Origin of the sequence: Mycolicibacter longobardus (assembly GCF_002102265.1) — a bacterium.
Classification (GTDB): Bacteria; Actinomycetota; Actinomycetes; order Mycobacteriales; family Mycobacteriaceae; genus Mycobacterium; species Mycobacterium longobardum.
In genome coordinates, this window is the sequence record NZ_LQPG01000019.1 from 183,324 (window position 1) to 200,112 (window position 16,789).

General features: G+C 70.2%; 17 protein-coding genes. 12 read left to right on the top strand and 5 right to left on the bottom strand.

What is annotated here, in order from left to right:
- Positions 1–68 precede the first annotated feature (68 nt).
- Both hemB and AWC16_RS11670 read left to right on the top strand, forming a co-directional pair.
- On the top strand, positions 69–1,040 hold the full coding sequence (hemB, locus tag AWC16_RS11665) for a porphobilinogen synthase (protein WP_085264902.1): 972 nt from the start codon (positions 69–71) through the stop codon (positions 1,038–1,040).
- The gene (locus AWC16_RS11670; RefSeq protein ID WP_085264903.1) at positions 1,037–1,480 is read left to right on the top strand and encodes a hypothetical protein; all 444 of its coding nucleotides are present in this window, start codon (positions 1,037–1,039) and stop codon (positions 1,478–1,480) included. The genes hemB and AWC16_RS11670 overlap by 4 nt, the downstream gene beginning before the upstream one ends.
- Before the next feature lie 5 nt (positions 1,481–1,485).
- Here AWC16_RS11670 and AWC16_RS11675 read toward each other — a convergent pair whose 3' ends face one another.
- The gene (locus AWC16_RS11675) at positions 1,486–3,684 is read right to left on the bottom strand and encodes a cellulase family glycosylhydrolase (protein WP_264017132.1); all 2,199 of its coding nucleotides are present in this window, start codon (positions 3,682–3,684) and stop codon (positions 1,486–1,488) included.
- A gap of 159 nt (positions 3,685–3,843) precedes the next feature.
- Between AWC16_RS11675 and AWC16_RS11680 the strand changes: the two genes are divergently transcribed.
- The 4 genes from AWC16_RS11680 to AWC16_RS24320 are packed head-to-tail and all read left to right on the top strand — an operon-like array spanning position 3,844 to position 7,077.
- The gene (locus AWC16_RS11680) at positions 3,844–4,386 is read left to right on the top strand and encodes a hypothetical protein (protein ID WP_085264904.1); all 543 of its coding nucleotides are present in this window, start codon (positions 3,844–3,846) and stop codon (positions 4,384–4,386) included.
- On the top strand, positions 4,383–4,667 hold the full coding sequence (locus tag AWC16_RS11685) for a hypothetical protein (protein WP_409370680.1): 285 nt from the start codon (positions 4,383–4,385) through the stop codon (positions 4,665–4,667). The genes AWC16_RS11680 and AWC16_RS11685 overlap by 4 nt, the downstream gene beginning before the upstream one ends.
- A 38-nt stretch (positions 4,668–4,705) precedes the next feature.
- Entirely contained in the window at positions 4,706–6,796 is a 2,091-nt protein-coding gene (locus tag AWC16_RS11690) for a heavy metal translocating P-type ATPase (protein WP_085264934.1), read from the top strand.
- A gap of 17 nt (positions 6,797–6,813) precedes the next feature.
- Complete coding sequence (locus tag AWC16_RS24320; RefSeq protein ID WP_109561366.1) at positions 6,814–7,077, top strand: hypothetical protein; 264 nt, start codon at positions 6,814–6,816, stop codon at positions 7,075–7,077.
- Positions 7,078–7,093: 16 nt separating this feature from the next.
- Here the strand turns inward: AWC16_RS24320 and AWC16_RS11700 are convergent, their stop codons facing one another.
- From AWC16_RS11700 to AWC16_RS11710, 3 genes are read right to left on the bottom strand one after another with little or no spacing between them, the layout of a single operon-like run.
- A complete protein-coding gene (locus AWC16_RS11700) occupies positions 7,094–7,924 on the bottom strand; it encodes an alpha/beta hydrolase (protein WP_085264936.1) in 831 nt (276 codons plus the stop codon).
- 47 nt (positions 7,925–7,971) lie between these two features.
- Positions 7,972–8,961 (bottom strand): ABC transporter ATP-binding protein, encoded by a 990-nt coding sequence (locus AWC16_RS11705; protein ID WP_085264905.1) that lies wholly within the window; start codon positions 8,959–8,961, stop codon positions 7,972–7,974.
- Between the two features lie 3 nt (positions 8,962–8,964).
- Entirely contained in the window at positions 8,965–10,008 is a 1,044-nt protein-coding gene (locus AWC16_RS11710; RefSeq protein WP_085264938.1) for an ABC transporter permease, read from the bottom strand.
- Positions 10,009–10,178: 170 nt separating this feature from the next.
- On the opposite strand from AWC16_RS11710, the gene AWC16_RS11715 reads away from it, so the two are divergent.
- Complete coding sequence (locus AWC16_RS11715) at positions 10,179–11,552, top strand: PPE family protein, SVP subgroup (RefSeq protein WP_085264906.1); 1,374 nt, start codon at positions 10,179–10,181, stop codon at positions 11,550–11,552.
- Positions 11,553–11,583: 31 nt separating this feature from the next.
- Positions 11,584–13,008, top strand: coding sequence for a flavin monoamine oxidase family protein (locus AWC16_RS11720; protein ID WP_085264907.1), 1,425 nt, complete (start codon positions 11,584–11,586; stop codon positions 13,006–13,008).
- On the opposite strand, the gene AWC16_RS11725 is transcribed toward AWC16_RS11720, so the two are convergent.
- Entirely contained in the window at positions 12,992–13,375 is a 384-nt protein-coding gene (locus tag AWC16_RS11725; protein WP_085264939.1) for a nitroreductase family deazaflavin-dependent oxidoreductase, read from the bottom strand. The two genes, AWC16_RS11720 and AWC16_RS11725, sit on opposite strands and share 17 nt — an antisense overlap.
- A 92-nt stretch (positions 13,376–13,467) precedes the next feature.
- On the opposite strand from AWC16_RS11725, the gene hemL reads away from it, so the two are divergent.
- From hemL to AWC16_RS11745, 4 genes are read left to right on the top strand one after another with little or no spacing between them, the layout of a single operon-like run.
- Positions 13,468–14,787 carry a glutamate-1-semialdehyde 2,1-aminomutase gene (hemL, locus tag AWC16_RS11730; protein WP_085264908.1) on the top strand — a complete coding sequence of 440 codons (1,320 nt, stop codon included), beginning with the start codon at positions 13,468–13,470 and terminating at the stop codon, positions 14,785–14,787.
- A complete protein-coding gene (locus AWC16_RS11735) occupies positions 14,787–15,395 on the top strand; it encodes a histidine phosphatase family protein (protein WP_085264909.1) in 609 nt (202 codons plus the stop codon). The genes hemL and AWC16_RS11735 overlap by 1 nt, the downstream gene beginning before the upstream one ends.
- Positions 15,396–15,397: 2 nt before the next feature.
- On the top strand, positions 15,398–15,988 hold the full coding sequence (locus tag AWC16_RS11740) for a TlpA disulfide reductase family protein (protein ID WP_085264910.1): 591 nt from the start codon (positions 15,398–15,400) through the stop codon (positions 15,986–15,988).
- Positions 15,985–16,764: a cytochrome c biogenesis CcdA family protein gene (locus AWC16_RS11745; RefSeq protein WP_085264911.1), complete on the top strand. Its 780-nt coding sequence runs from the start codon at positions 15,985–15,987 to the stop codon at positions 16,762–16,764. Before AWC16_RS11740 ends, AWC16_RS11745 begins: the two co-directional genes overlap by 4 nt.
- The last annotated feature ends 25 nt before the right edge of the window (positions 16,765–16,789 follow it).

A 16,789-nucleotide genomic window follows, 5' to 3' on the forward strand; every position in this document is an offset into this window, starting at 1 on the left:
GCGTTGACTCTGCGCTCACGGCGTAGAAGTGCGAGTAACCTCCGCCCTCAACGCAGAGTCAACGTGAGATGAAGCAGCGTCCGCGTCGGCTGCGAAGCACACCGGCGCTGCGTCGGCTGGTGGCTGAAACTTCGCTGGAACCACGGCATCTGGTGTTGCCGATGTTCGTCGCCGACGGCATCGCCGAACCGAGGCCCATTGCGTCCATGCCCGGTGTGCAGCAGCACACCCGTGACTCGCTGCGCGCCGCGGCCGCTGATGCGGTGGCTGCCGGCGTGGGCGGGCTGATGCTGTTCGGGGTTCCGGCGCCGGCCGACAAGGATGCCACCGGCGCTGCCGGCACCGACCCCGACGGGGTGCTCAACACCGCGCTGCGCGACCTGGCCGCCGATCTCGGTGACGCCACGGTGCTGATGGCCGACACCTGCCTGGACGAGTTCACCGATCACGGCCACTGCGGGGTGCTCGACGACCGGGGTCGGGTGGACAACGATGCCACCCTGGAACGCTACGTGGAACTGGCTGTTGCACAAGCAGACTCAGGCGCCCACGTGGTGAGCCCCAGCGGGATGATGGACGGCCAGGTCGCCGCCATCCGTGACGGTCTGGATGCCGCCGGGCACACCGACGTGGTGATCCTGGCCTATGCGGCCAAGTTCGCGTCGGCGTTCTACGGCCCGTTCCGCGACGCGGTCGCCTCCACTCTGGCCGGGGACCGCCGCACCTACCAGCAGGAGCCCGGCAACGCCCGCGAGGCGATGCGCGAGGTCTCCCTCGACCTCGCGGAGGGCGCCGACATCGTGATGGTCAAACCCGCCATGGCGTATCTGGACGTGATTGCCGCCGCGGCCGCGGTGTCACCGGTTCCGGTGGCCGCCTACCAGGTCTCCGGCGAGTACGCGATGATCGCCGCCGCAGCCGCCAACGGCTGGGTGGACGGGCGGGCCGCGGCGCTGGAATCGCTGATCGGCATCCGGCGTGCCGGCGCCGACATCGTGCTGAGCTACTGGGCGGCCGAGGCGGCCGGCTGGCTGGGATGACGGGCTCACCGGACGGGCCGGAGCCGACGGCGGCCACGCAGCAGACCCGGCCCGCCGACGTCGACACCGGATTCTGGCTGTGGCTGGCCGCCCTGCCGTTGATGACATGCGGATATGTGGTGAGCCTGCTGACCTCGCCGGAGGTCGCCGATGTGGCCGCGGTGACCTACCCGATCGCCGGACTGTCGGCGCTGGTGGTGGTCGTGGTGGTGGCGACGTTTCTGATGCTGATGCGCTCGGGGTATCGCTGGGCGCGCACCGTGTTGACCGGCGGGGGGATCGCCTCGGTGGTGTACGCCCTGAGCGGGCTGGCTCACTCCGACGCGCGGCCGGCCGTCGCGGTGGTCGTCGCGGTCACCGGCATCGTGGGATCGGTGCTGATCGCGGCGGGAACGTTCCTGCTGCATCGTGCCGACGCCCAGGCGTACTTCACCCGGTAGCCGGTTTACCCGGCGCCACCGGCGGGGGTCACGGTGACGTGGACGGTGCCCGGGCCGTCGGCGGCGATTACCAGGACGGGGGCGCCGGCCGCGGAGACGACGTGCCCGCCGGTGACGCTGACCTGGTAGCCGTTCGGGTACTGGATGGGCGGCACCGAGATCTCGGTGTGCGTGCCGGCCCCGAAGTGCCCTGAGCCGTCGGCCATCTCGGTGGAGTAACTCAGTTGGAAGGTGCCGTTGGAGAACGACCAGGACTCCGGCGTGCCGGCGATCGCCTGCGGATACGGCTCGGAGAGTACCGCCAGCTTGGCCCAATCGACGTTGTCGCCGACCGGCGGCTGGCTGGGATCAAACACCAGGGCCTGGCCCTCCGGCGAGAAGCTGGCGATGTCCTTGCCGGTGTAGGCCCACTCGGTCCAGCCGAACTGGTAGCGGTTGACCGGGCCCATCATCTGGGCGATCACGTTTACGTTGTCGGTGGCGCCGAACTCGGTCATGACCGCCGGAATGCCTTGCGACCGGGCATAGGCCGCGGCGTGGTCCAGGATCATCTCGGCGTTCAGGGTGCAGCCGAAGTCCAGGTTGAACATTGCCAGCGGCAAGCAGTAGTTGTGGAACGCGAAGACGGCGTTGTCATCGTTCACCGTGCCAAGATTGATGGGAATCATGGCGTTGGACAAGAAGTTCGGTTCGAAATACACCGGGGTGTCCGGGTCGACGGACCGGATCGCCATCGTCATCTGGTTGTAGAACGGGGTCAGCTGCTGGGCGTCGAAGTGGGGGCTGCCCAGCGCGGTCGACAACCACTGCGAGCCGATCCACGGTTCGTTCATGATGGTGTAGCCGGCCACGTTGGCATCACCTGCGAAGTAATTGGCGGTGTACTGCCACATCTGCGCGTAGTGGTTCTCCAGCCCGATCCCGTCGGCGGCTTTGGAGTTGCCCCAGAACGCATCCCAGACGTGGTTCAGTGCGGGATTGAGCAAGTAGTTGAACGCCTGATCGATCTCGAGGTTGGGCCATCCGCCGGTCTGCACCGCCCAGTCCGGTGCGCCCTCACCGCCGAATGCCTCGTTGTAGAAGTCCTGGTGCATGTCGAGGATGCTGACGATTCCGTGGTCGCCGAGTATCTTCACGGTCGCCGCGACCGCGGCCAGGTAGTCTGCGTCGTAGACACCGGGCTCGGGTTCCACTGCGGCCCAGATGATGCCCAGCCGCACCGCGTTGAATCCGTTGGCGGCCAGGAATGCCGCGTCGTCCTCGTCGAACCCACCGGCCGACGGCTCGTAGGGCGCGATCTTGTACACCTGGTTGAGCCCGTGCAGGATGACGACCCGGCCGTCGCTGTCGGTGATCCAGTTGCCGGTGGTGGTGAGGCCGCCCGCTGCCACGGCGGGGGCGCCGTCGAGGGTGCCGTAGTGGCCGACGGTGCCGTGGATGCCGAGCATGCCGGGGTTGCCTCCGGCGCCACCGAGGGCGGGCAGATCGCCTGGGCCGCTGTAGACGCCGTCGCCGGCATCGCCGCCGGCGCCGCCTATGCCCATCAGCCAGCCGCCGGAGCCACCGTCACCGCCGTTGCCGCCCAGGCCGCCGTCACCCCCGTCACCGCCGGCGCCGCCGTTGCCGAACATGCCGGCGTGGCCGCCCGCGCCGCCGATCCCGCCGGGGTTGGTGTTGTCCCAGCCGGCGCCGCCGTCACCGAACAGCCAGCCGGCGGCACCGCCGTCGGGGTTCTCAACGGTGCCGGCGGCACCGTGGGCGATCATCGGGCCCAGGCCGAAGGCCTTGCTGAGCTCGTTGAGGCCGTCGAGGACCGGGGTCGGGCCGGTGCTGTTGATCCAGCCGTCGATTCCGGTGTGGATCGGGGTGTAGATGTACTGCTGGATCCAGGCGGTCGGGTCTTGCGGATCGAAGCTGGCCGATCCGGCGGGCCCGCTCAGTGCGGCGAAGACGCCGTCCCAGTGGGCGGGGCCGAAGAACGTGTCCCAGGCGGTGGGCGAGACGACGGCGTCCCAGTTCAGGTCGCCGGTCATCGCGTCCAGAAACGGGCCCAAGGCCTGTTCGATCACGTCGTCGAAGTCGGCCTGGGCCGGCGGTGCCGCGGTCAGCGGGGCCGCCCCCAACACCAGGAATGCGCCCGTGGCGGCCAAACCGACAACCCGGCCGGCGCGACGATTCGCGGCGGCCATGCTGGAGTACGTCATCTGGACTCTCATCCCTACGGGCGCAGTGAACCTGTGCGAGGCATGTGTGTAGGCGGAACATAACCCAACTAATGGGCTCCCAATATGAGAATTGCCGAAGAACGTTGGGTGTTGTGGCCAGGTGCTGTGGGCCGCGGGGCCGGGTTAGGCTGACCCGATATGTCTGAGCCCGAGTCGCCGCAGCCCGCACCGCTGTTCTTCGAATGCGGTGCCAGCTGGTACTGGGTGCTGCTGGGCCCCGTCGTCGGGGGATTGCTCATGGCGATCCAGAACTCCGGCGGTTACGGCTTTCAGCCGTTGATCCCGACCGTGATGATGGTGCTGGTCTCGGGGATGCTCGCTATTCAGGTGAAGGCGGCGCGCATTCATACCTCCGTCGAGCTCACGAAAAGCTCGCTGCGGCAGGGCACTGAAACCATCAGGGTCGCCGACATCCTGGCGCTCTACCCCGAGGCCGACCGGCCCACCGGCTGGGGCAAGCCGCAACCGCAGAAGTGGCAGGAATCCCGGGCGTTGGGTGAGCTGAGCGGGGTGCCCCGGCGCCGGGTGGGTGTCGGGTTGCGGCTGACCGGCCGGCGCACGGTGCAGGCCTGGGCGCGTGATCACCGTCGGCTGCGCGCGGCACTGAGCGAGCTGGTTCCGGACACCGTGCCGCTCGGCGGTCCCACCGAAACCGACATCGACGACGGATCGTCCTGGTGAGGGCCGTGCGGGCCCCGCTGGTCCGGGCGCTCGGCGAGCTGACCCTGGCCGGCGCCGCGGCGGTGGGCGGCGCGGTGAGCTGGTTGCAGGTGCGCTATCTGGTGCTGGTGGCGCCGGTGCTCGACGGTGAGCCGACCACCACCTCGGTGAACTACCACCCGCGGATGCTGCTGTTGACGTGGGTGTTGACGACGGCCGCCGGTGTGCTGCTGGTGGTGGGCGCGGCCCGGTTGCGCAGGGCATTCCGCGAACCGGAGCAGATATACCCCATAGGGGTATAGTGACCAGGGTGATCACCACCGAACTCGAACTACGGGGAATGACCTGTGCGTCCTGCGCGGCACAGGTGGAACGCCGGTTGAACGCGCTCGACGGGGTGCATGCCACGGTGAACTTCGCGGTCGAACGTGCCCACGTCGAACACGAGCCGAACGTCTCGCCCGAGGATCTGGTGCTCGCCGTGGAGGCATGCGGCTACCAGGCCGCGGTGATCGGCGCAGCGCACGAGCACCCCGCCGGGCACGCCTCCGAACATGCAGACGTGCCGGCCGGGCAACTGCGCCCCCGGCTGATCGGCTCGGCGCTGCTGGCCGGGCCGGTGGTGGCGCTGTCGATGGTGATGGCCTGGCAGTTCAGCGGCTGGCAGTGGGTGGCCTTCGCGCTGACCACCCCGATCGTGGTGTGGGGCGGCTATCCGTTCCACCGGGCCGCGCTGCGCACCGCCGCCCACCGCGCCGCCACCATGGACACCCTGGTGTCGCTGGGCACGCTGGCGGCCTACCTGTGGTCGGCGGTCGCGGTCATCACCGGGTCGGGCCACGTGTACTTCGAGGTGGCGGCGGTGGTCACGGTCTTCCTGCTGGCCGGCCGCTACGCGGAATCGCATGCCAAGCGCTCGGCGGGCGCGGCGCTGCGTGAGCTGCTGGAACTCGGGGCGAAGGACGCCGCGGTCATGCGGAGCGGCCCGGACGGGCCGACGGAGATCCGGGTGCCGATCGCCGACCTGCGGGTGGGCGACGTCGTCGTGGTTCGGCCGGGGGAGCGGGTCGCCACCGACGGTGTCGTCATCGAGGGCACCACCGCGCTGGACACCTCGGCCATGACCGGGGAATCCCTGCCCATCGACGTGGGCGTCGGCGCCGAGGTGCTGGGCGGCTCTCTCAACACCACCGGGCTGGTGCTGGTGCGCGCCACGAAGGTGGGCGCCGACACCCAGCTGGCCCGGATGGGCAAGCTGGTCGCCGACGCCCAGGCCGGCAAGGCCTCGATCCAGCGGCTGGCCGATCGGGTGTCGGCGGTGTTTGTGCCCGTGGTGCTGGTGATCGCCGCGCTCACCCTGGCCGGATGGCTGCTGGCCGGCCAATCAGCGGCGGCCGCATTCACCGCTGCGGTGGCGGTGTTGATCATCGCCTGCCCGTGCGCGCTCGGGTTGGCCACGCCGACCGCGATTCTGGTCGGGACCGGCCGCGGGGCGCAGCTGGGCATCCTGATCAAGAACCCGCAGGTTCTGGAGGCCGTCAAGGACATCGACACCGTCGTGCTGGACAAGACCGGCACGGTCACCACCGGCGTGATGTCCGTCGGCGGCCTCGCGGTCGACAGCGGCGAGGACCCGAACACCGTGCTGGCGCGCGCCGCCGCCGTCGAATCGGCATCCGAGCACCCGATCGCCGCGGCCATCGTCGCTGCCGCCAGGGCCGCGGACCTTCCGGTCGCGCGGGTGACCGAGTTCTCCAGCCGGCCCGGCCACGGCGTGACCGGGGTGGTCGACGGGGTGCGGGTCGACATCACTCGATCGGCCGCCGCGCACGAGACCGGGACGGCCGTCGAGGTGGCCTGGGACGGCCGGGCGCGCGGGACCATCACCCTGACCGACACCGTGCGACCCACCAGCGCCGCCGCGATCGACGAACTCAGGGCCATGGGCATCACGCCGGTGCTGCTCACCGGTGACGGGGCGGCGGTGGCCCGCATGGTGGCCGGTGAGATCGGGATCGACCCGGCCAACGTCATCGCCGACGTGCTGCCCACGGACAAGGCCGACGCCGTCAAGGACCTGCAGGCCAAGGGCCGCCGGGTGGCCATGGTCGGTGACGGCGTCAACGACTCGGTGGCACTGGCCACCGCCGATATCGGGATGGCGATGGGCACCGGCACCGACGCCGCCATCGAAGCCGGGGACGTGACGCTGGTCCGCGGAGACCTCGGCACGGTTCCGACCGCGCTGCGGCTGTCCGCGCGTACGCTGCGAATCATCCGGCAGAACCTGGTCTGGGCGTTCGGCTACAACGTCGCCGCGATCCCGCTCGCGGCGGCCGGGCTGCTCAACCCGATGATCGCGGGCGCGGCGATGGCCGCCTCGTCGGTTCTGGTGGTGACGAACAGCCTGCGACTGCGGGCGTTCCGGTAGACCGAAGGAGAGTTCGGGTGAGGATTATCCTGTCGGCGTCGGTTGCCGCCTTCGCATTGGTGGCGGCCGGAGCGGCCGCCGCGGACCCGGCCAACCCCGACCCGTTCAATCCCGCGGACTGCATGGCCAACGCCAGCGCGGTCTGCAACGCCGGACCGTACGGCCCCAACAGCCTGACCAACCCGGCGAATATCAACAGCCCGCTGAACCCGAACAACCCGGCCAACATAAACAACCCGGCGAATCCGGCCAGTCCGATGAACCCGATGAATCAGCCCTGAGGCGCCACACCAGGATTCAGGAGTCCAGCCAGGCCAACTGGGCCGGCAGCTGCTCCCGCCAGTAGGACACGTCGTGGCCGCCGGGGGAGAACCCGCCCGCCGGTGGCGGCTTCAGCGGGCTGACGAAGCTCCTGGTCGCATAGTAGAAGCTGTCCGAGGTGCCGCAGTCCACCCGCAGCGGAATCGGTGCCAGCTGCGGCGCCAGACCGAAGACCGAATTCGTCCGCCAGTCATCGACGCTGTCGAAGGCCCCGGCCGGCGCGCCGAAATAGGTCATGTAGATCGCTGGGCTGATAGCGCAGATCCCGGCGGTGCGCGCCGGGCCGAGCCGGGTGCCCAGCAGCATTGCGCCGTATCCGCCCATCGACCAGCCCATGAACCCGACCCGTGCGGTGTCGAGGCCCTTGTCGGCCAGCATCGGGATCAGCTCGTTCAGCACCATCGCCCCGGAGTCCTCGCCGGAGCTGTGCGGCCGCCAGTAGGTGTTGCCGCCGTCGACCGCCACTACCGCGAACGGCGGCCGGCCCGCGGCGGTCAGCTGCGCCAGCTCCTCCTCGACGCCGAGGTCCATAACCCAGGCCGCGTCGCCGTCCTTGCAGTGCAGGGCGATCACCGGCCGCAGCGGCCCGGTCTGCCCCGGCGGCCGGGCGATGATCCAGTTGGTCTCCACCCCGCCCCGGGCCGCGGACACGAACGACCCGGACTCCCGGGTCGGATAGGTGTTGCCGGTCGCCCGCGACGCCGCCGGGCCCCGCACCATACCGGCTCCGAACAGGCCTGCAGCCCCCGCGGCACCGACCCCGAGGCGCAGAGCAGCCCGGCGGGTCAAATCTGCCATGACATGCATCATCGCGTGGCGCGGCGCCGGGTTGGCCGGGCATGCCGCGATATTGATCAGGTTGATGCCGGTTCGTTAGGGACGTCGGGAGTCGGCGGACGACCGAATTGCCGCCGGAACGCGTCCACGGTGTAGCTGACGACGGTCGCCTCCCGGGGCGCGCGAACCGTGGCCGAGCGGGGGATCCGGACCATCGGCCCGAGCTGCCCGGAGTAGTTGTCCGGTTTGCCGATCTTGAGCAGCCCGCCGCCGGCGTCCGCCGAATCGGGGGCGATCTCCACCTCGCCCTCGGTGACGACGTAGATCAGATCCTCGACGGTGCCCTGTTCCAGCAGCACCGAGCCCGGCCCCAGCCGGACCGGTGCCTGTTCGGGGCGCGTCGGAGCGGCGGTCGGCGACAGCTGGATGACGATGTCGGCGAGCGGCACGATCCGGGTGTCGTGGGTGGCCACCACGACGACGCGGTCGCCGGCCGCCAGCACCCGCAGCAGCTGCACCACCTCGCCGGCCCGGACGAAGTCCAGTTGCGCGGTGGGCTCGTCGGCCAGGATCAGCGGTGGATCCAGGGCCAGTGCCCGCGCCACCGCCACCCGCTGCTGCTGGCCGCCGCTGAGCTGCCCGGGTCGGTGATGGGTCCGGTCAGCCAGACCGATCCGGGACAGCAGATCCCGGGCGCGTTCGGCGGCGGCCCACTGCGTCCATCCGGCCGCCCACATCGGCACCATCACGTTCTCCAGTGCGGTCAGGCTCGGCACCAGGTTGAACGCCTGGAAGACGATGCCGACGGTGCGGCGGCGGTAGGAGGTGAGGTCGCGCCGGCCGAGCCCGGTGACATCGGTGGCGCCGAACTGGATCTGGCCGCTGGTCGGGCTCAGGATGCCGCCCAGACACGACAGCAGCGTGGTCTTGCCGCAACCGCTGGGACCGAGCACCACCACCAGCGAACCTGCCGGAATCTCCAGGCTCAGGCCGTGGATGGGACGGATCGGTTCCCCGCTGCCAGTGGCGTATTCGATGACCAGATCACGGATCCGCAAGTCTCCCATGAGTCACGGCCCCCCGAACGCCAGGACGGGGTCGACGGCCACGGCGTGCCGCAGGCCCGCCAGGCTGGCCAACAGGCCGATCGCCACCGCGGTCAGCACCAGCAGGGCGAACGACGACGCGGTCACCGCCACCAGCATCGGAAACAGCGGTCCGATCGCCACCGCCAGCACCCCGCCGAGCACCGCAGCGACCACCGCGACGGCCACCGCCTGCAGCGCCAGCCCGGCCAGCACCATCCAGGTCGTGACGCCCAGCGCCTTGAACACCGCGAAGTCGCGGGTGCGCTCCAGCGCCGACAGATAGATCAGTGAGCCCACGATGAGTCCGGCGACCCCCCACAGCAGCACCGACATGTACGACAGAGCCATCTCCGCGCCGGCCAGCGGGCGCACCATGTCGTCGATGGCAGCGGCCCGGTCCACCATCCGGTAGCCCTCCGGCACCCGCTCGGGGGTGCCCCGCAAACCGATCGCCGAGGCCACCGGCTGCCCGGAGTACATCAGGCGCTGCGCGCCGGCCACGGTCAGAAAGGCATTGGGCTGGCCCGCCAGCGTCGTCGACTTCTCCACCAGCCCGACGATCCGCAGCTTGCCCGCACCCAGTTCGACCTCATCGCCGACGGCGCGCTTGAGCGTGGTCGACATCGCGATCTCGTTGGGCTCGGTGGGTGCCCGTCCGGAGGTGATCGGCGGCATCGCGGCCTTGGGCACGCCGTAGATGTTCACGTTCTGCGGCGATTCGCCGTCCTGCAGGATGGTGTTGCCGTACACCACCGGCAGCGCCGCCTCCACGCCGGGAATCTTGGCGACATCCCCGGCTTCGGACTGCGGGAACCGCGACGAGCCCATGAACGGACCTACCGCGGCCGTCTGGATCAGGTAGCTGTCGATGCCCAGCGAATCGACGACGTGCTCGGCCTCCACCCGGAACCCGTGGGTCAGCCCGGCCAGCACCAGCGTCAGTGAAAACACCATCGCGGTGCCCACGGCGGCGACGATGAACCGGCGCAGTCGCCACTGCAGGTCACGAAACGCGGTGATAAACATCCGCACGCGCGCATGTTATCGCAGCATAGGGCTGGCGCGACCGCCTCGGCGGGAACGCCGGACATGCCTGGAGCAAATCCGGAATACCAGGTCAGTTGCGAACTTTTCGGCTACAAATACACTCACGCCGGTTTCGGTGCACTGGTGCACGCCCAGGGAGGGGATCAGTGATGAATTACGCTGCCCTGCCGCCGGAGGTCAACTCCCTGCGCATCTACACCGGCCCGGGCTCCACGCCGCTGCGGGCGGCTGCCGCGGCCTGGGGCGCCTTGTCCGCCGAACTGCACTCGGCGGTCACCTCCTACGAATCGGTGGTCACCGAGCTGACCAGCACGGCCTGGCGGGGGCCGGCCTCGGTGGCGTTGACGCAGTCCGCGGCGCGGTATGCGGGCTGGATGGCCGCCACCGCGGCGCAGGTCGACCAGACCATGGCGCAGGCGAACGCGGCGGCCGCGGCCTACGACGCGGCGCACAGCGCGACGGTGCCGCCGACGGTGGTGGCGGCCAACCGCGCCCGGCTGCTGCTGTTGGTCGCGACCAATGTCCTGGGGACCAACACCGCGGCGATCGCCGCCACCGAGGCCGAATACGCCGAGATGTGGGCGCAGGATGCCGCCGCGATGTACGCCTACGCCGCGGCGTCGGCGGCCGCCACCGGGCTCGCGCCGTTCCAGGAGCCGCCGCAGACCAGTAATCCCGCCGGTTCGGCCAACCAGGCCGCCGCGGTCGGGGCCGCCGAGACCGCCTCGTCGTCGTCGGACATCCAATCGCTGCTGGGGCAGCTGGCCTCGGGGCTGTCTGGGGCGCCCGAAAACTCCGTGATGCAAGCGGCGGCGACCATCCCCGGGCCGGCTGCGGGACCCGAGGATCTGTTGACGTGGCCGAGTATCACCGACATCATCGGGCTGGACGCGGTGTCGGCGGTCGCGCTGGTGCTGGCCGCCGGAGCCTGGTCGTCGGCGGACGCCAGCACCCGGGAGATCCTCAAACAGCAGGACCAGTTGCTGTACGTGGAGGACGAGGTCCTGAACGCTATCGAGCTGTTCTCGCCGTTGACCCCGTCGCGGCCGAGCGGTTTCGTCCCGCCCACGGCCTTTCCGTCGGCTTCGATCGGCGACGCGGTCTCGGCGGGGCGACTCTCGGTGCCGATCAGCTGGGCTGCCAACGCCCCGGAGATCCGCAGCCTGTCCTACACGACCCCGCTGGCCGGTCCGGGCGTCGGCGCCGCCCCAGCGGCCTCGCTCAGCGGCGCCGGAAGTGCGTTCAGCCAGATGGCGCTGGCGGGCATGGGCGGCAGTGCCCTGGCGGGTTCGGTCAGCCGTGGCCGCGGTGGCGCCGATGCTGTTGTTCCAGCCAAGGTTCAGTTGCCCCAGCGCGCGTCGGCCGACTCGTCCGCCGATGCCCAGACCGGTGACGCTGACGGCGCCAGCCCGACCTTGATGGGCATCGCCGCGGAGATCCGCGAATTCGCCGAGTTGCGTGATCGGGGATTGATCACCAACGACGAGTACAACGAACAGAAGATGCGACTGCTGGGACGCTGACCGAGTTCCGTGCCGGCGGAGGGATACGGCGATGGACCAGCGCGACGACGTCATTGTGATCGGTGCGGGACTGTCTGGGTTGGCCGCGGCGACTGCGCTGCTGGAGGCGGGCGTCAGGTCGCTGACGGTGCTGGAGGCCGGGCCGCAGGTCGGCGGCCGGACACGGACCAGCACGGTGGGCGGCACGACGGTCGACGAGGGCGCGACTCTGGTCTACCCCCAGCACCGGCACGTGTTGCGGCTCGCTCAGCGCTTCGGTGTCGAGCTGTTCGAGAGCGGGGCACAGGGGCGGTTCCTGTATTACGTCGGTGGCACGGCCCATGCGTTCACCCTCGGGCGGATGGGGAATGCGCGGCTGCTGGCCAGGCCGTGGATGCGTCCGGTGCTTCGGGGGGCGTGGGCGTTGCTCTCGCGATGGGTGCCGTTGCCGATGTCGGCAGCCGCCGTCACGGATCTGCTCGGCGCCGTCCGGCAACTGGACGTGTTGGCCGCATCGGTCCCCGTTGAGCGTCCATGGTCCGCGCCGCGGGCGCGGGAGCTGGACCGGCGCACCATCGGATCCTGGCTCGATGACGTGGTGCCCACCGGTTCTGCGCGGTTGTTCCTCGAGTCGCTTCTCGGGTACTTCCCGCCCACTGCCTCGCTGCTGTTCGTGCTGCATTTCCTCAACACCTGGGGCGGTATCGGTCCGCTGCTGGCACAACCGACCGGCGTACTGCGGTTCACCCATGGCGCGCAGGAACTTTCACTGGCCCTCGCGGATGCCCTCGGTGATCGGGTGGTGCTCAACTCACCCGTTGACTCCATCGACCAGTCAGCGGGGCGCGTCAGGGTGTACGCGAACGGCACCGAATACCAGGCCGAGCACGTCATCATCGCCGTCGGCCCGGCCGGATATCGCGGTATCGAATTCCGTCCGGCCCTTCCGCCGGCTCGGAGGCGGCTGCAGGATGGCTGGCAACCGGTCCATGGCCGCAAGATCAACGCCGTCTACGACAAACCGTTCTGGCGTGCCGCCGGCCTGTCGGGTTCAGCCTTGACCGACCGCGACGCTGCACCCGGTGTCCTCGACGCGTCCCCGCCGGACGGCGCGGTCGGCGTGCTTGCCTGCTACACCACCGACGAGGATTGGCCCGCCGACGCTGTGGCGGACGCGCCACGCCGCCGGGAGGAGGTGCTGGAGACTTTCGCTGACCTGTTCGGCGCCGAAGCGCTGCATCCGCTCCACTTCGCGGAGAAGCGATGGGCGGACGAACCGTTCCACTTCGGTTGCGAGGGCGGCCTTTCCGTCGGCGCCCTGACCTCGGCGCGAGAGCTGCTCAAGACGCCCGTCGGCCGACTGCATTGGGCCGGCGTGGAAACCGCCGACGAGTGGATGGGATTCATGAACGGAGCGGTCCAGGCCGGACAGCGCGCCGCTCAAGAAGTGCTCGCGAGTATCAGCCCTGCCGGGTGAGTAGCACGGCCTGCTCGAACGGCAGCCGGGCGAAGATCGCCCGCGACCGCGGGCGCACGTGCTCCGCCGCCTCGGCCTTGCTCACCACCCGCGGCTCGGTGACACCGAAGGTCTTGCCGTGCCGGCGCACCTTGCCACCACCGGCGGCGGTGATGTTCTTCAGCCAGTCTCGATCCGGGCCGTAGGTGAGCAGGATGGCCACCCCGTCGTCGGTGCTGAACACCGTCAGCGGGGTTCGGTAGGGCTTGCCGGAGCGTCTGCCCACGTGCTCGAGGATGCCGAACGTCGGCGCCCAGCCGGCCCACATCCGCTGGATCGGGTTGGTGACATGCCGGTTGAACCGGGCCAGTCGTTGCGGTAGTTGCATGACTGCCATCCAACTCCGGGCGCCGGAGCACTTCAACCCTCAACTACACCCTGTAGTCGGGTGGCCTCCCGCGAGCTGGGACACTGGTCGTCGTGGGTAATGCGGATCGTGCCACGGCGGTATCGGAGCGGCTGTTCGCCGAGGCCTGCGCGGTGATCCCCGGCGGAGTCAACTCGCCGGCCCGGGCGTTCGCCTCGGTGGGGGGCACCCCCCGGTTCATCGAGCACGCCGAGGGCTGCTGGCTGACCGACGCTGACGGCAACCGCTATGTTGACCTGGTCTGCTCCTGGGGGCCGATGATCCTCGGCCACGCCCACCCGTCGGTGGTCGACGCTGTCCGCGCCGCCGCCGGCGCCGGGCTGTCGTTCGGGGCGCCCACCCGCACCGAGACCGAGCTGGCGACCGAGATCATTGCCCGGGTGCCCGCGGTGAGCAAGGTCCGGCTGGTCAACTCCGGCACCGAAGCCACCATGAGCGCGTTGCGGCTGGCCCGCGGTTTCACCGGCCGGTCGAAGGTCATCAAGTTCTCCGGCTGCTATCACGGTCACGTCGACGCGCTGCTCGCCGACGCCGGCTCCGGGGTGGCCACCCTGGCGCTGCCGTCGTCGCCGGGGGTCACCGGTGCCACCGCCGCCGACACGATCGTGTTGCCCTACAACGACGTTGACAGTGTGGCTGCCGTCTTCGGTCAGTTCGGCGACCAGATCGCAGCCGTCATCACCGAGGCGAGCCCCGGCAACATGGGCGTGGTGCCGCCGGCGCCCGGCTTCAACGCCGCACTGCGGGCGATCGCGAGCGAACACGGGGCGCTGCTGATCATCGACGAGGTGATGACCGGCTTCCGGGTGAGCGCAAGCGGTTGGTACGGCCTGGATCCTGTTGAGGCCGACCTGTTCACCTTCGGCAAGGTGATCAGCGGAGGACTGCCGGCCGCGGCGTTCGGCGGCCGGGCCGAGGTGATGGACCGGCTGGCACCGCTGGGGCCGGTCTACCAAGCCGGCACGCTGTCGGGGAACCCGGTCGCCACCGCCGCTGGGCTGGCCACCCTGCGTGCCGCCGACGCCGATGTCTACGCCGTACTCGACAAGAACGCCGACCGACTGACCGCGCTGTTGTCTGAGGCGCTGACTGACGCCGGTGTGCCACACCAGATTCCGCGGGCCGGCAATATGTTCAGCGTGTTCTTCGCCGAGGAACCCGTCACCGACTTCGCCGCCGCCCGGGCCAGCGCCACCTGGCGCTTCCCGGCGTTCTTCCACGCCCTGCTGGACGCCGGCGTCTACCCGCCCTGCAGTGCCTTCGAGGCCTGGTTCGTCTCGGCCGCCCTCACCGACGAAGCCTTCGAACGGATCACCGCTGTGCTACCCGCCGCGGCGCGCGCCGCCGCCACCACCCCGGAGCCGAAACCCTGATGGCAGAAGAAACTCGCGTACACCTGATCCGCCACGGCGAGGTCCACAACCCGGACGGCATTCTCTACGGCCGGCTGCCGGGTTTCCGGCTCTCCGACACCGGCCGTGCCCAGGCCGTCGCCGCCGCCGACCTGCTGGCCGGGCGCGACATCGTCGCGGTGATCGCCTCGCCGCTGCAGCGCGCCCAGGAGACCGCCACCCCGATCGCCGCCCGCCACAACCTGGACATCGACACCGACCACGACCTGATCGAGTCGACCAATATTTTTGAGGGCAGGCGGGTTTCGCCCGGCGACGGCGCCTGGCGCAACCCGCGGTTCTGGTGGCACCTGCGCAACCCGTTCACCCCGTCGTGGGGCGAGCCCTACGACCAGATCGCCGCCCGGATGGCCACCGCGGTGGACAAGGCCCGGTCCCGTGCGGCCGGACGCGAGGTGGTGTGTGTCAGCCATCAGCTGCCGGTGTGGACGGCGCGACAGTATCTGAGCGGCAACCGGCTCTGGCACGATCCGCGCCGGCGCGAATGCGGCGTGGGATCGGTCACCACGCTGATCTATGAGGGCGATCGGCTCGTCGGCGTCGACTACCAGGTTCCGGCCGGCGGCTGACGATGCGGGCGGTGCTGGTCGCCGGGGCGGTGCTGGCCGCCCTGATCTCGGGCTGCTCGGTCGGCGACGACGCCGTCACGCACGGCGGCACCTTCGAGTTCGTCTCGCCCGGCGGCAGAACCGACATCTTCTACGACCCGCCCGACGTCCGCGGCCGGCCCGGTCCCATCTCCGGCCCCAGCCTGATGGACCCGGCACGAACCGTCGGCGTCGAGGACTTCCCCGGACAGGTCGTCGTGATCAACGTGTGGGGCCAGTGGTGCGGACCGTGCCGCACCGAAATCACGCAACTGCAAAAGGTTTACGACGATACCCGCGCCGACGGCGTGGCGTTTCTGGGCATCGACGTGCGTGACCCCTCGCCGCAGGCGCCCCGCGACTTCATCTCCGACCGCCGGGTGACCTATCCGTCGATCTACGACCCGGCGATGCGCACCATGATCGCGTTCGGCGGCCGCTATCCGTCCTCGGTGATCCCGGCCACCATGGTGCTCGACCGGCAGCACCGGGTGGCCGCGGTGTTCCTGCGCGAGGTGCTCGCCGAAGACCTGCAGCCGGTCGTGCAGCGGCTGGCTGCCGAGGCGGCGTCGTGAGCGGACTCACCGCCACCGCCGCCACCGGTCCGCTGCTGTTGGCCGTCGCGGTGTCGGCACTGGCCGGGCTGGTGTCGTTCGCCTCGCCGTGCGTGGTGCCCCTGGTGCCGGGCTACCTGTCGTATCTGGCGGCCGTGGTGGGTGTCGACGAAGAGCCCGACGCGGGCACGTTGAAAGCCCCGCCGGCCGGAAGGTGGCGCGTCGCGGGGTCGGCGGCGCTGTTCGTCGCCGGGTTCACCGCGGTGTTCCTGCTCGGCTCCATCGCCGTGTTGGGTATGACCACCACGTTGATCACCAACCAGGTGTTGCTGCAGCGGATCGGCGGCGCGGTGACGATCCTGATGGGGCTGGTGTTCATCGGGTTCGTCCCGGCATTGCAGCGCTCACTGCGATTCACCCCGCAGCAGCTGTCCACCGTGCTGGGGGCGCCGCTGCTGGGCGCGGTGTTCGCGCTCGGTTGGACGCCGTGCCTGGGGCCGACCCTGACCGGGGTCATCGCCGTCGCCTCGAGCACCGACGGTGCCGGGGTGGCCCGGGGCGTGGTGCTGGTGATCGCCTACTGCCTGGGCCTGGGCGTCCCGTTCGTGGCGCTGGCGTTCGGGTCGGCCAGCGCGGTGGCGGGGCTGGGCTGGCTGCGCCGCCACACCCGGGCGATGCAGATCCTGGGCGGCGTGCTGCTGATCGCGGTCGGGCTCGCCCTGGTCACCGGCGTGTGGGACCACTTCGTGGCGGTGGTGCGCGACGGCCTGGTCTCCGACGTCAGGCTCCCGATCTGATGCCCGCCACCCCCTCATCCCCCGC